General features: G+C 55.0%; 12 protein-coding genes. 4 read left to right on the forward strand and 8 right to left on the reverse strand.

Features of this window, described 5'->3' with window-relative positions; all coding sequences use genetic code 11:
- Window positions 1–133: 133 nt before the first annotated feature.
- From HFP08_RS05100 to HFP08_RS05135, 8 genes are all read right to left on the reverse strand, one after another.
- Window positions 134–865 (reverse strand): LutC/YkgG family protein, encoded by a 732-nt coding sequence (locus HFP08_RS05100; RefSeq protein ID WP_168119399.1) that lies wholly within the window; start codon window positions 863–865, stop codon window positions 134–136.
- Window positions 866–990: 125 nt separating this feature from the next.
- Window positions 991–2496 (reverse strand): LutB/LldF family L-lactate oxidation iron-sulfur protein, encoded by a 1506-nt coding sequence (locus HFP08_RS05105; RefSeq protein WP_168119400.1) that lies wholly within the window; start codon window positions 2494–2496, stop codon window positions 991–993.
- Window positions 2493–3221 (reverse strand): (Fe-S)-binding protein, encoded by a 729-nt coding sequence (locus tag HFP08_RS05110; protein ID WP_168119401.1) that lies wholly within the window; start codon window positions 3219–3221, stop codon window positions 2493–2495. Before HFP08_RS05110 ends, HFP08_RS05105 begins: the two co-directional genes overlap by 4 nt.
- A 14-nt stretch (window positions 3222–3235) precedes the next feature.
- Window positions 3236–3994 (reverse strand): DeoR/GlpR family DNA-binding transcription regulator, encoded by a 759-nt coding sequence (locus HFP08_RS05115; protein ID WP_168119402.1) that lies wholly within the window; start codon window positions 3992–3994, stop codon window positions 3236–3238.
- Between the two features lie 46 nt (window positions 3995–4040).
- Entirely contained in the window at window positions 4041–5510 is a 1470-nt protein-coding gene (locus HFP08_RS05120; RefSeq protein WP_168119403.1) for a rhamnulokinase, read from the reverse strand.
- The gene (rhaI, locus tag HFP08_RS05125; protein WP_168119404.1) at window positions 5507–6727 is read right to left on the reverse strand and encodes an L-rhamnose isomerase; all 1221 of its coding nucleotides are present in this window, start codon (window positions 6725–6727) and stop codon (window positions 5507–5509) included. Before rhaI ends, HFP08_RS05120 begins: the two co-directional genes overlap by 4 nt.
- A gap of 73 nt (window positions 6728–6800) precedes the next feature.
- Complete coding sequence (locus HFP08_RS05130; protein ID WP_168119405.1) at window positions 6801–8870, reverse strand: bifunctional aldolase/short-chain dehydrogenase; 2070 nt, start codon at window positions 8868–8870, stop codon at window positions 6801–6803.
- 220 nt (window positions 8871–9090) lie between these two features.
- Window positions 9091–9999: an ArsR/SmtB family transcription factor gene (locus HFP08_RS05135; protein ID WP_168119406.1), complete on the reverse strand. Its 909-nt coding sequence runs from the start codon at window positions 9997–9999 to the stop codon at window positions 9091–9093.
- A 190-nt stretch (window positions 10000–10189) separates the two neighbouring features.
- On the opposite strand from HFP08_RS05135, the gene HFP08_RS05140 reads away from it, so the two are divergent.
- From HFP08_RS05140 to HFP08_RS05155, 4 genes are all read left to right on the forward strand, one after another.
- The gene (locus tag HFP08_RS05140) at window positions 10190–11356 is read left to right on the forward strand and encodes an iron-containing alcohol dehydrogenase (protein ID WP_168119407.1); all 1167 of its coding nucleotides are present in this window, start codon (window positions 10190–10192) and stop codon (window positions 11354–11356) included.
- Between the two features lie 30 nt (window positions 11357–11386).
- Window positions 11387–12214: an aldo/keto reductase gene (locus tag HFP08_RS05145; protein ID WP_168119408.1), complete on the forward strand. Its 828-nt coding sequence runs from the start codon at window positions 11387–11389 to the stop codon at window positions 12212–12214.
- 171 nt (window positions 12215–12385) lie between these two features.
- The gene (locus HFP08_RS05150; protein ID WP_240941087.1) at window positions 12386–13120 is read left to right on the forward strand and encodes an ABC transporter ATP-binding protein; all 735 of its coding nucleotides are present in this window, start codon (window positions 12386–12388) and stop codon (window positions 13118–13120) included.
- Window positions 13117–14214: an ABC transporter permease gene (locus tag HFP08_RS05155; protein WP_168119410.1), complete on the forward strand. Its 1098-nt coding sequence runs from the start codon at window positions 13117–13119 to the stop codon at window positions 14212–14214. Before HFP08_RS05150 ends, HFP08_RS05155 begins: the two co-directional genes overlap by 4 nt.
- Window positions 14215–14235 lie beyond the last annotated feature (21 nt).

Here is a 14235-nt window from a genome sequence, read left to right on the forward strand (position 1 = left end):
TAGCGGAAAAATGCCTCACTTTGCTGCAATAACGTTATGAGTCTTCGTTAAATCTATGAAACAGACGGCAAGAAGAGATTAACGCTATGAGTCTTCGTTAGAATAAAACGAGAGGCGCAGCGGCGCTCCGCTCTCACCCAACCAGCAGCGCATAGACGATGCCGGGGCCGTGAACGCCGATCGTCAGGTCGTTCTCGATATCCGAGGATCGGCTCGGTCCGGATATGAAGTGTATGCCGGCCGGCAGTTGTTCTCTGCCCGCTTCGTCAAATGGAATCAGCACCTCGCCGAGTCTTGTTTTCAAACGCTCAATCGGGATAATAATGAACAGCACTGTCGGCAGCAGACTGACGGAGCGTCCCTTCTCCTTCGCGGACAGCACGGCAACCGAGCCCGTATAGGCTACGGCATGATCCGCCTGAACGACGCCGAAATCCGCCTGAGCGGCCTCCGCCTTCCAAGCCGTATCGCTATCCGAATTCCATACGGAAATATGGGCATTCGGCAGCGCTTCCTCCAGCCTCAATGCGGCCAGCTCCGGCTCATCCTGACGAATGACGCGCTTCGCGCTCATCTCCGACGCCTTGCCCGCGATAAAATCCGTAATCTCATCCCAGCCGCCCAGCCTCTCCACATGCCCGCCGACAGCGAGGAAGTTGTCCGTGAACCGTTGCGCCTTCTCCTCCGGTGTCCAATCAACCTCTCTCCAGAAGTTGGGCGCGCCGCGGTATGGATGCTTTGGCTTATCCGTCATAAGAGGATGACCGAGTCTGCCCGCTATATGCTTCATAAAGCCGGCCTGTTTCTCGCGCGACTGCGCTTCGAGACGGGCCAGCCATTCTTCATGCGTTTCCCTGTTTGCCATTGCTTGCACCTCCCTGCTCGCTCACGCTAAGCAAGCTCTCGCCTTGTTCATACATGTCTGGAGCCTTGCGCCACTCTCGCCCATTCAGCTAATACTGAAGCCGTTCTACGCTAGCACCAGCATCACTAATGCCGCGAATCCTTCTTGCCAGACAGCTTCTCCATTCGCGCTCTCATCTCGGGATCCATCTCGCGCAGGCCGGATTTCAGCTCTTGATCGAGCGTCGCCCAGTTATCCCGGAACGATTTCTTCGGCAGGCTCGGCGTCACGCGATATTTGTTCCAGCCCTTCAGCGGCCCAAGCTTCGTGCGGATATAGCCGTCGCGTACGACAAGCTTCTGCCCCAGCTTGCCGAGTCTCATCAAGCCGCCCATCCGGCCGGAATTGCCCATTACCGTCGCGAAGCCCTGCATACCCACGCCCTCGAGCTTGCTGCCGTTGCCGCTCTCCACCTTGCGCCGACGGAGATAGACCAGCATCTCGTGCAGCGGAATTTTCACGGGACAGGCCTCGTAGCAGGCTCCGCAGAGCGATGACGCATTGGCGATATCATCCCATTCCGCGATATTCTTGTTGAGCGACGGCGTAAGCACCGCGCCGATCGGACCGCTGTACGTGCTGCCGTATGCATGTCCGCCGATATGCCGATATACGGGACAAGCGTTCAGGCACGCGCCGCAGCGAATGCAGTTGAGCAGCTCCTGGAATTCCGGATCGCCGAGTTGCAGCGAACGACCGTTGTCGACGATAATAATATGCATCTCGTCCGGTCCGTCCGCATCCTCGGAGCGGCGCGGTCCGCTAATGCCGGACATGTACATCGTCAGCTTCTGGCCTGTCGCTGAACGCGGCAGCAGCGTCGCCATAACCTCCAGATCCTCGAAGGAGGGAATAATGCGCTCCATGCCCATCAGCGTAATCTGCGTCTTCGGCACAGTGCTGACCATTCTCGCATTGCCTTCATTCTCGAACAGCACCATCGAGCCGGTCTCCGCGATTGCGAAGTTGCAGCCGGTCATGCCAATATCCGCCTCGAGAAATTTCTCCCGCAGCTTTTTGCGGACAAACCCTGCAAGCGCGGTCGTCTCTGGCGGCAGCGTATAGCCCGCTTCCTTGGACAGCAGCTCGGCGATTTGATAGCGATTCTTGTGAATCGCCGGAATGACGATATGCGAAGGCATCTCTCCCGCGAGCTGAATAATGTATTCGCCGAGATCGGTCTCCACCGCCTCGACGCCGATTGATTCCAGCGCATGATTCAGATGAAGCTCCTCGGTGACCATCGATTTCGATTTCACAACCGACTTCGCGTCCGCATGCTCCGCAATATCAAGCGACAGCTTCACCGCCTCTTCCGCGGTAGCCGCGAAATGCACATGAACGCCGTTCGCGCGGGCGTTCTCGACGAACAGATTCAAGTAATAGTCGAGATGGGCGATCGTATGCAGACGAATCTGTCTGCCGCGCTCCCGCCATTCCTCCCAATTGCCATGCTCGGTCGACGCATTCTTCTTGCCGTTCCGCAGCCGCTCTGTCGTGAATTTCACCGCCTTGCGAAGAAACTCATCATTCAATGCGAGCTCGGCTCTTCCTTTGACAGTGCCGGGGGTCTTGCCGCTTACTGCGCTCATGCTCCCTTCACTCCCTCGTAGAGCAGCTCCGCCAGATGCATGACGCGCACCGGCTCGCCGCGGAATCGCAAATTCCCCGCAATATTCATAAGACAGGCCAGATCAAGACCGACCAGCACCTCGGCTTCGGTCTCCAGCACATGATCCGCCTTCTCCGTCACCATCGCGCCGGAAATATCGGCCATCTTCACGGCGAAGGTACCGCCGAAGCCGCAGCAATCCTCCGCAAACGGCAGATCGACAAACTCCATTCCCTTCACCTGAGCCATCAATTGCATCGGCTCGTCCTTGATGCCGAGAATACGGGTGCCGTGGCAGGACGGATGGTACGTAACCTTATGCGGGAACGTCGCTCCGAGATCGGTCACACCGAGCACTCCCACTAGAAACTGCGTAAATTCGTAAGATTTTGCCTGCAACGCCTTCGCGCGCTCCAGCATGACGGGATCATGCTCGAACAGCTTGGGATAATGATGAATCATGCCCGTGCAGGAGCCGGAGGGCGAGATAACATAATCGCTGTCCTCGAACGCGTCCAGCAGCGTGCGGGCCGTCTCTCTCGCTTCCTTCCAATAGCCGCTGTTGAAGGCGGGCTGGCCGCAGCAGGTCTGCAGTCTGGGAAACTCCAGAGCAACTCCATACCGCGCAAGCAATCTTGCCATCGCTTCGCCCACCGGCGGAAACAAAGCGTCGCTTAAGCATGTTATAAATAAAGAAACCTTCATTTCTATCACTCCGTTCAAACGGAAGTCAGATCAATCTCTCTTTCCCGAAGCTCTCTTGCCAGCTGAGGTGAAAGTCCGTTGTCTGTAATCATATGATGAATCGCGTTCAAATCGGCCACATGGGTAAAAGCCTGTACGCCGAACTTGCTTGAATCCGCCAGCAGGACAACCTTATCCGCCATTCCGACCATGCGATGCTTGATTCGGGCTTGAAGCTCGTTCGATTCGCTCATACCTCTCTCCAGATGCACGCCCTTGCAGGACAGGAAGGCCTTGTCGACATGATAGGCGTCAAGCGACCGCTCCGCAAGGGGACCGACATAGGAGAGACTTCGAGCGGCGAGAATGCCTCCGGTCGAGATAACCTCGACCCGCTCCTTCGAAGCAAGCTCCAGCGCCACCTTGATCGAATTGGTCAGAACGGTAAGCGGAATATCCGGCATCGTCTGCGCCATATACCACGCGGTCGAGGAGGCATCCAGCAGAATGCGCTCTTTCGGGCGAATCAGCTTTACAGCCTCCTCGGCAATGCGGCGTTTCTCCTCCGCATTGGCGATTTCGCGCTCGGAATAAGGGGTCTCAGGCTGCTGGTCCTTAACGCTGACAGCTCCGCCATGCGATCGGCGCAATCGCCCTGCCTGCTCGAGCCGAGCCAGATCGCGGCGGATTGTCTCCTCGGTCACCTGACACAGCTCGCTCAGCTCCGTCACGCGAATGCTTCCTCTCTCACCCACAAGCTCGACAATTTTGTCATAACGCTCCGCAACCAGCATTTCCAGCCCCTCTTTTCATTCAAAAATAAATAAACATGGGATGCCGCTAACGCCCCGTAATGCGGACAAAGCTCGCATAAGCCCGCTCCCACTGCTCTTCGCCTTGGGGCTCGTAAGTCTCTATGGGGAACGAGTCCTGCACGAGCTTCCTCGCTTCCCATATATCCGGAATATCGCCAAGCGAAATCCATTGCACCAGCATATTGCCGATTGCGCTGCCTTCAACCGGCCCCGCCCAGACCGGCTTGCCGATCGCGCTTGCCGTCCACTGGCAGAGCAGGGTATTCTGTATGCCGCCGCCTACCATATGAAGGCCTTCGTACTCTTTGCCCGACAGTTCTTCCACCTGCTGCAGCGCGGAACGGTATTTGAAGGCCAGGCTCTCAAGTATAACGCGCGTGACGGCGCCTGCTCCGCTTGGAGCAAGCTGACCTGTCTGCTCGCAGTAGCTCGTAATCTGAGCAGGCATGTCACCGGGCTGCAAGAACCGTTCGTCATCCACATCAATGAAAGCCGCGAACGGCTCCGCTTCGGATGCCAGCTTAACTAATTCGGGGAAGGAATACGAAATTCCTGCCCGCTCCCACGCCCGCCGGCATTCTTGAAGAATCCACAGGCCCATAATGTTCTTCAAGAGGCGGAAGGTGCCGTATACGCCGCCTTCGTTCGTGAAGTTCAACTCCTGCGCGCGCGGGGAAAGCACCGGCTGCTTCACCTCTGTGCCGATCAGCGACCAGGTGCCGCAGCTTAAGAAGGCAAACGACTGCTGAAGCGCGGGCACCGCCGCAACCGCCGAGCCCGTATCATGCTCCGCCACCGCGTAGACGGGAACGGATTCGATGCCCAGCTCTTCGCAGACCGCTTCGCTTAAGCGACCGACCGCCGTTCCAGGCTGGACAACCGGTCCGAACAGCGAGGGGGCCGCTCCAATAGCCTCAAGCAGCTCCTCATCCCAATCTCCCGTCAGCGGATTGTACATCTGCGTCGTCGAAGCAAGCGAGAACTCATTATGCATTTCTCCGGTAAGAAAGTATCTTAACAGCGCAGGAATCATTAGAAAATGCTTCGCTTCCCGCAGCAAAGGGGAATCCATTCGCTTAAGATGCGATAACTGATACAGTGTATTGATCGACATGAACTGAATGCCCGTTTTGCCGAAAATTTTGGTTGCCGTCAGCTGTTCGACAACCTTCTCCATCTCGCCGTTCACTTTCGGATCGCGATAATGATAAGGATTGCCGAGAAGCTCGTTGCCTTCGCCCAGGAAGCCGAAATCAACGCCCCAGGTATCAATCGCGATGCTGCTCAGCTTGATTTTGCGATGCTTGGCCTTCAGCAGGCTTTGCTTCAATTCATGAAGCAATCGCAGAATATCCCAATGCAGCCGGTCGCCGGCCTGCACGGGATCGTTGGAGAAGCGATGCAGCTCCTCCAGCTCGATCTTGCCGCCGTTGATCCGCCCCAGCATCGCTCTGCCGCTGCTTGCGCCTAAGTCGAATGCCAGAACATGGTTCACCAGCTGGCACCGCCCTTCCCTCTCGCCAAAATATCCTTGCCGTAGCTGCTGTCCAGATACGCTTTCATCGGATCCAGCGGCAAGCCCTGCTCCTCGCGAACAGCGTGCAGCAGAGGCGTCACGTCGAATTCGAAGGCTCTGCGAACAGCATCCTCCGCGCCAAGCACATCGTTGCGGTTCGCCGCTTCCGCCACTTCTGCGTGATTAATAAGCAAAGCCTTCGCGAATTGCGTCTGCACGTTCAGAACCGAACGCAGCATTGCCGGAATTTTCTGCTCAATGCTGTGCGATTGGTCGATCATGTAGGCAATGCCGTCCACACAGCTGCGAATGGCCGCATCCGAATCTCCCGCCGCGTCGAGAATTTGATAGAAAATAAGGAACAGCTCGTAAGGATTGACGGAGCCGACGATGAGATCGTCGTCCGCGTATTTGCGGCTGTTGAAATGGAAGCCGCCAAGCCGCTTCTCGTCGATAAGATAAGCGACGATATGCTCAATGTTCGCACCTTGCAGATGATGGCCGGTATCCACGAGCACCTCAGCCTGAGGTCCCAGCTTCAGCGCCATATTGTACGCCATGCCCCAGTCTGCCAAGTCGGTATGATAGAACGCCGGCTCGAAGCATTTGTATTCGATCAGCATGCGCATCTCCGGCGTCATGGCGTTGTACATTTCCGTCAGAGCTTCCTGCATCCATGCCTTGCGCTTCCGAATATGGCCTTGTCCCGGATAATTCGTGCCGTCTGCGAACCACAGGCTGAGATCTCGCGAGCCCGTCTCCTTCGCGATGTCCACACATTCGAGCAGATGCTGCGTCGCCTGCTTCCGAATCGCCGCATCCGCGTTCGTCACGCTGCCGAGCATATAGTTGTCATCCTGGAACAGGTTCGGATTCACGGCCCCGATCTTAAGCCCCAGACTCTCCGCGTGGCTTCTCAGCTTGCCGTAATCCTCGCACTTGTCCCATGGAATATGAATCGCGACGGATGGCGCAAGACCCGTTAATTTGTGCACCTGGGCCGCATCCTCGAACTTCTCGAAAGGCGTGCGGGGCACGCCCTCCTTCTGGAATACTTTGAAGCGGGTTCCCGAGTCTCCGTAACCCCATGACGGCGTCTCGATTTTTAAGCCTTTGAGACGAGTCTTCACTTCTTCCAGGTTAATGCCTCTTGCCTGCTGCTGCTCTTCGAACAAAGTATAGGCGCGATCGCTCATATACAGACACCTCTTTCGCTCATTCATATTAAATTTCCGCCGCAATTGACGCGTGAATGCTTGAAGCTTGCGATTATCTCGTGAATGCGGCAGGAACGCCGCCGTCGATCGTCAGCATGCAGCCGGTTGTTTTCTCCGACTTCGAGGACGCGAAGAAGGCGATGCCCTCTGCGATATCCCGCGGATAAATATTAACGAGCAGCGTCGTGCGCTTGCGATAATGCTCTTCCAGCTGGTCCGGCTCAATGCCGTAAGCCGCCGCGCGCTCGTTGCGCCAGCTGCCGTTCCAGATTGCCGAGCCTTGCAGAATCGCATCTGGCAGAATCGTATTCACACGAATGCCGTGCTCGCCGCCTTCCGCAGCAATGCAGCGCGCAAGATGCGCTTCAAGCGCCTTGACCGAGCTGTAAGCCGTCACATTCTTGCCGGCATAGACGGAGTTCTTCGAGCCGATGAACACCATGCTGCCGCCGATGCTTTGCGTCTTCATCAATTTGAACGCTTCGCGCGCCACGAGGAAATAGCCCGTTCCAAGCACATTCATATTCAAATTCCATTCCTTGAGCGAGGTTTCGTCGAACGGGCTGGAGGTCGCAAGACCTGCGTTGTTGACAATAATGTCCACGCCGCCGTAAGCCAGAGCCGTCTCCGCATACGCCGCCGCGATCTGCTCCTCGCTCGTTACATCCATCTTCACGGCCAGAGCGCGATTCTCGCCATACTTCTCGTTGATTTCCTCAGCGACCTTCTGCGCGCCTTCGAGGTTCAGATCGGCAAGCACGACATGAGCGCCTTCCGACACGAGACGGCGAGCCGTCTCGCTGCCTATTCCGCCGGCGCCGCCTGTAATGAAGGCAACCTTGCGGGAGAATTCTGCCTCTGCGGGAGCAAGGGAAAGCTTGTACAGCTCCAACGGCCAATATTCCACGTTGAACGATTCGTTCTCGCTAAGCGATACGAATTCGCCCAGCGCCGTCGCGCCGCGCATAACCGCGATTGCGCGATGATAGAGCGCGCCGCTGACCTTTGACATCGCCCAGCTCTTGCCGGTGTTGATCATGCCTACGCCCGGTATAAGTATAACGCGAGGCGCCGCTTCGAACATTACATCGCCTTCGCTGCTGTTGCGTTCGAAATATTGCTTGTATTGCTCCTTATATTCGCTGACAGCGGCAACCAGCTTCTCCTTGAGGCCTTCCGCGTCTTCCGCGTTTGGCGTCCAGTCCACGAACAGCGGCACAACCTTCGTGTGCACGAGATGATCCGGACAAGCCGCGCCGACCTGGGACAGCTTCGCGGAATTTTCTCCGCCGACGAAAGCCAGCACATCGTCGCTGTCGTCGAAGGACAGCATCATGCGCTTCTCGTCGCTGACCGCGCCGCGCACGGCCGGCATTACCGCTGCCGCCAGGCTGCGGCGCGTCTCTGCAGGCAGGGCCGCATGCTTCTCGCCGCCGAACAGCTTCGCTTCGTCCACGCGGGCTTCGATGAACGCTTCCGCTTCATTGATAATTTTGATCGTTTGCGCATAGCAAGCTTCGGACGTATCGCCCCAAGTAACCAGGCCATGCTTCTCCATCAACACCAACTCAGCGTTCGGATTCGACAGAACGCCTTCCGCGATCATCTTGGACAGGTTGAAGCCGGGGCGCACATAAGGCACCCATACAAAGCGGTTGCCGAAAATTTCCTCAGCGAGCTGACGGCCGTTGTCCGCGCAGCAGAGGGAAATAATCGCGTCCGGATGCGTATGATCGACATGCTTGAACGGCAGGAACGCGTGAAGCAGCGTCTCGATCGATGCGCGTGGATGCTTGGCGTCGATCATGCAATTGGCCAGATAAGCGACCATCTCCTCATCCGGCATCTCCGAACGTTCGAACAACGGACGGATGTCATCCATGCGCAGACCCGTGAAATTGCCCGCTTTCATCGTTGCCAGGTCGGAGCCGCTGCCCTTGACGTACATCACTTCAATATCGCGGCCGCGGAAATCCTTCACGGTTGTTTTGCTGGAGGTGTTGCCTCCGCCGAAATTGCACACCCGGCGATCCTCGCCGATAATGTTGGAGCGATAGACCAGCTCGTCCAAGCCGCCTTGCAATTGCGAAGCCTTCGAATCATTCCATAAGGATTGCACCATGTTTTTTTACCTCCGAATAATGTTTGTTTGTTTTTATAAATCCTGAATGCATCCAGCATAACATCTTTGTTTTGATTTGAATATATAATATTTCAAAAATAAACGGACATTCCAAACAAAAGCAACGAAAGCTTTCTATGGAATGTCCGTATGGTTTCGCACGGCGAAGGTTGATCCCGACAACATCAAGCTTCCCTGCGATTTGCTAGATTATTTGCGGTTATTTGCATCGAAGAACAACCTCGATATCCTGATTGTAATTGCCGAAGCCTTTGCCGAACAATGTCACTCCCCCGCTGTTTCTCGCGGTGTCGCTGCAGGATATGCGGAACAGAATTTCTTTGTCGTAGGTCAAAGCAAGCTTCTCCATCGTTGTGTCGGACAGCTTGATTCCGTCAACGAAGGAGCCCTGCTGCGTAATTCGGATCGTCTTCATCAAGCCGTGCTGAATGTTCTTGCGCCACCATGCAGGCGTATATTGTCCTCTCGCGCCGCCGAAATTGCCGGGATACGTCCACGTCCCGATCTCCTTGCCGTTAATGGAGAAAACAATGTCGGACGGCAAATGCTCCACCGTGCAAGGCGTTTCCGAGCAAAGCTCAAGCGAGATTTCGAGCGATTCCGGAATTTGGTGATTCACCATATAATTCGGAATTCGGTATTCCACAAAGCCGGAACCGAACCACAGCACCTTGGCGTGCACATGCTCCGGGTTGGCGAAATATCTCGGATCGTCGCACATGCCGATCATCCCGGTATCGGAGGCAAGTCCGCAGGTCGGCCTTACTTCATAGGAGGAATAGATGCCGACGGGCAGAGACACGGAATACCGGCTGTGCGTCTCCTCCAGGCTCTCATCCCGTTTGAAACGCAATGTAACCTGCGATAGGTCGAGGAAGCAAAGCTTTTGCATCCCTCTTTTGCCCGGCATGCTCTCGCATCTGACGATGCCCGCTTCCTCCAGCATATGTATATGTCTCGTTACAATCGGAGACTTTATGTCTAGCGCCTCGGACAAGCTTTTGATATTCATGGGCCGTTCACTGAGCAATTCGATCATTTTCACGCGCGTCGGCGAGGAGAAACTCTCGAGAAATTTCATATTGCGGCTTGATACTTCGATTTCCAATTTGATTTCTTCCTTTCCCTGTTCCATCTTGCTGATAACGATTGTATAACTTTAAAGTTAATCTTTCAAGCGGTACGCGGCTTGACAGAGCCATCTATATTCCATAAAATGAATCGCGTATACATAATTTGCGGGTTTCATGCTCGCTAATTAGTTATCTCAAAAGTTAATCAATAGAAGGAGGACGCCTATGAACAGCTTTCAATTCCACAATCCTACTCGTATCGTATTCGGCTCAGGAGAAGTCGACAAGGTCGGCGAGCTGACGGCTGGCTTCGGCCGCAACGTCCTGCTGGTATACGGCGGAGGAAGTATCAAGAGCACAGGACTGTACGATCGCGTTATGAACAAGCTGCAAGCGGCGGGATTGGTCGTTCACGAGCTTTCCGGCATTGAGCCTAATCCTCGTTTATCCACAGTCAAGAAAGGCATTGAAATAGCTAGAATCAACAGCGTCGACTTCATCCTCGCCGTTGGCGGAGGCAGCGTCATCGACGCGTCCAAAGCCATTGCCGCCGGCGTTCCGTATAAGGGCGATGTATGGGACTTCTTCACGAATAAAGCGCGAATCGCCGAGGCTCTGCCGCTTGGGACAGTGCTGACGCTGGCTGCGACAGGCTCCGAGATGAACGGCAACACCGTCATTTCGAACTGGGAGGAGAAGCTGAAGCGAGGCAGCGGCAGCCCGCTGGTTTATCCAAAGTTTTCCATTCTGGACCCGACTTTGACTTACACGGTTCCCGCGAATCAAACCGTTTACGGATCGGTCGACATCATGTCCCATGTTTTCGAGCAATACTTCAGCTTGACGCCGAATACGCCGCTTCAGGAGCGATTCTGCGAATCGATTCTGCTCACCGTCATCGAAAATGTGGAAGCCGCTCTCGCCGACCCGGAGAATGCCGCGGCGAGGGCGAATCTGATGTGGTGCGGCACCATGGCGCTCAACGGCGGACAGATCAGTCTAGGCATGGCCAATGACTGGGCCTCGCATGGCATCGAGCATGAAATCAGCGCCATCTACGACATTCCGCATGGCGCAGGCCTCGCGATCGTGTTCCCGAATTGGATGCGCTACGTCTACCGGGAGCGTCCGGACCGCTTCGCGCAATTCGCGGAGCGTGTATGGCAAATTCCTCGCAACGGCAGGTCCGATGAGGAGCTTGCGGAGGCGGGCATCGCGGCAACAAGAGCATTCTTCAGCCGCATCGGAGCCCCTGCTTCCCTTGCCGATTACGACATTAAGGATGATCAGCTCGACAGGATGGCGTCGGAAGCCGTACGTTACGGAACCATCGGTTCTTTCAAGAAGCTTGGCGAAGAAGATGTTAGAGCGATTCTGGAAGCCTGTCTCTGAATTAATTCAAATTCGAAGGGAGAAATGACAATGATCACATCGGCAAAAGACTGCACAACGCTCAGCAATGGCGTGCAGATGCCATGGCTCGGATTGGGCGTATGGAAAATGACCGGCGAGGGCGAGGCGGAGACGACGGTCAAGACTGCCATTGAAGCCGGCTATCGCAGCATAGACACGGCAGCCGTGTATGGGAACGAGAGCGGAGTCGGCGCCGGCATTCGCGCAAGCGGAGTCGCAAGAGACGAGCTGTTCGTTACGACGAAGGTGTGGAATGGGGATCAAGGCTACGAGCAGGCGCTGAGGGCGTTCGACGAAAGCCTTCGCAAGCTCAACATGGATTATGTGGACCTTCTTCTCATTCATTGGCCGGTGAAGGACAAATACAAAGATACATGGCGCGCGCTGGAGCAAATCTATCGCGACGGCAAAGCGCGAGCCATCGGAGTGAGCAACTTCCAGATTCATCATCTGCAGGATCTGATTGCGTCCTCCTCCCTTATTCCCATGATTAATCAAGTGGAATTCCACCCCCTTCTGTCACAGGTGGAGCTTCGCGAGTTCTGCAAGACGAACAAAATTCAGCTTATGGCATGGAGTCCGCTTATGCAGGGCAATCTGGATCAAAGCGCGCTTGTCGAAATTGGGGCCAAGCATGGTAAATCTCCGGCCCAGGTCGTGCTGCGCTGGGATTTGCAGAATGAGGTGGTCACCATTCCGAAGACCTCGACTCCCTCCCGTTTGAAGGAGAATGCATCCATTTTCGACTTCGAGTTGTCCCCAGATGAAATGAAGCAGATTGATTTGCTTAATCGCAATCAGCGCTTCGGCGCGGATCCGGACAATTTTAATTTCTAGAAACGTTCATCGCAAGGTGAACCGGGCCGCATCATCTTTGGATGATGCGGCTTCTCTCATTTTCCGGAGCCATGTTAAGCTTGACAAGGACATGTTCGCAGGCATACACTCAATTTATAATAAAAAGTGAGTGATTACTCACTTTTAAATTGAATGTTCGAGGTGATTGAATTGAGGCATACAACAGAGCCATGCATCGTTCTAAAGAATGTGAATCGAAGCTTTGGAGACAAGGAAGTCATCAAAGGCATCTCGCTTGACGTCGCTCCAAAGGAAATTTTCGGACTATTGGGTCCTTCCGGCTCTGGTAAAACAACGCTGGTCAAAATGATCGCCGGCATCGACGAGGCATCTTCCGGCAGCATTACGCTTCTGGGAGCCGTCATGCCGAAGCTTGCCATGATGACGAGAATCGGCTATATGGCGCAATCCGATGCGCTTTACACCGAGCTGACCGCCAAGGAAAATCTCGCGTTCTTCGCCGCCTTGTTCGGCCTGAAGGGCGAGCTGCGCAAGGAGAGAATGTCGTATGTCATGGACCTGGTCGGCCTGAGCGAGCATATGAACAAGCCCGTTTCCGCTTTCTCAGGAGGCATGAAGCGCCGCTTGTCGCTTGCTATCGCATTAATGCACAAGCCCGAGGTGCTTATTCTCGATGAGCCGACGGTCGGCATTGATCCCGTGCTTCGAAAGTCGATCTGGCATGAGCTGGATAAGCTTAGCCAGGAAGGCGCCGCCATTATCATTACAACGCATGTTATGGATGAGGCAGACAAATGCAATCGCCTTGGCATGATTCGAGAAGGCGAATTGATTGCTTCCGGCAGCCCGGAGGAGCTGAAGAAGGAAACGGGCGCTGATTCCATAGAAGGCGCGTTTCTGTATTACGGAGGTGTTCGCTCATGAGAATACGGGCATTGATTCTGCGCATCACTCAACAGTTCATTCACGACAAACGCACGATGGCGCTGCTTATTGTCGCGCCTTTGCTTGTGCTTACTTTGATGTATTTAGTCTTTAACGGGGATTCGTATAAGCCCGCGCTGGGAGCGGTCAATCTTCCTTCCGCTTTCGCTTCGGCTCTGGAGAATCATGACGCGGAAATCACCTCTTTTCCTTCTCAGGAGGAAGCGGCAGCCTCGCTCGAGAAACAAGAGATCGACGGCATCATCTCCATTAAGGAAGGAAAACCGGACATCAGACTGGAAGGAAGCGATCCAAAAAAGAGTCAAGCCATTATGATGCTCATCCGGACCGTTCAGCAAGAGCTGCTCTCTTCGAGCGCTTTCGCTCCGAACGCAGCGGCGTCAGACTCATCAGACGCAACAGCTTCAAGCGCGGATGGACTGACCCCAACCGCATCCCCCGAGATCAGCTATTTGCACGGAGGGGAAGAAATGACCTCCTTCGACAGCTTTGGCCCGGTACTGATCGGCGTGTTCGCCTTCTTCTTCGTCTTCCTGATCGCCGGGGTCTCCTTCCTGAAGGAACGAACGAGCGGAACATTGGAGCGACTGCTTGCCACACCGCTTAAACGCTGGGAAATTGTAGCCGGGTATATTGCGGGCTTCGGCATCTTCACCGGCATTCAAGCCGTGCTCATCGCCATCTATTCGATACACGTGCTCGGACTTATGATGAACGGCTCCATCTGGCTCGTGCTGCTGATCACCTTGCTGCTTTCAATAACGGCGCTCAGCTTCGGAACCTTCCTATCCGCCTTTGCCAATACCGAATTCCAGATGATTCAATTTATTCCGATCGTTATTGTGCCGCAGGTTTTCTTCTCCGGCCTGTTTGATCTCGACAATATGTCGCCGTGGCTGAGATGGCTCTCGACGATTATGCCGCTCAAATATGGAGCCGACGCGCTGCGAAGCGTAATGATTCGAGGTCAGGGCTGGCAGGACATTGATCTGGATTTGTACATTCTCATCGGATTGTCGCTCCTTTTTATGGCCGCCAATGTGCTGGCGTTGCGCAAGCATCGACGGATATAATAGCGGATAGAACATACCAAG

Origin of the sequence: Paenibacillus sp. HB172176 (assembly GCF_011947265.1) — a bacterium.
GTDB lineage: Bacteria > Bacillota > Bacilli > Paenibacillales > Paenibacillaceae > Pristimantibacillus.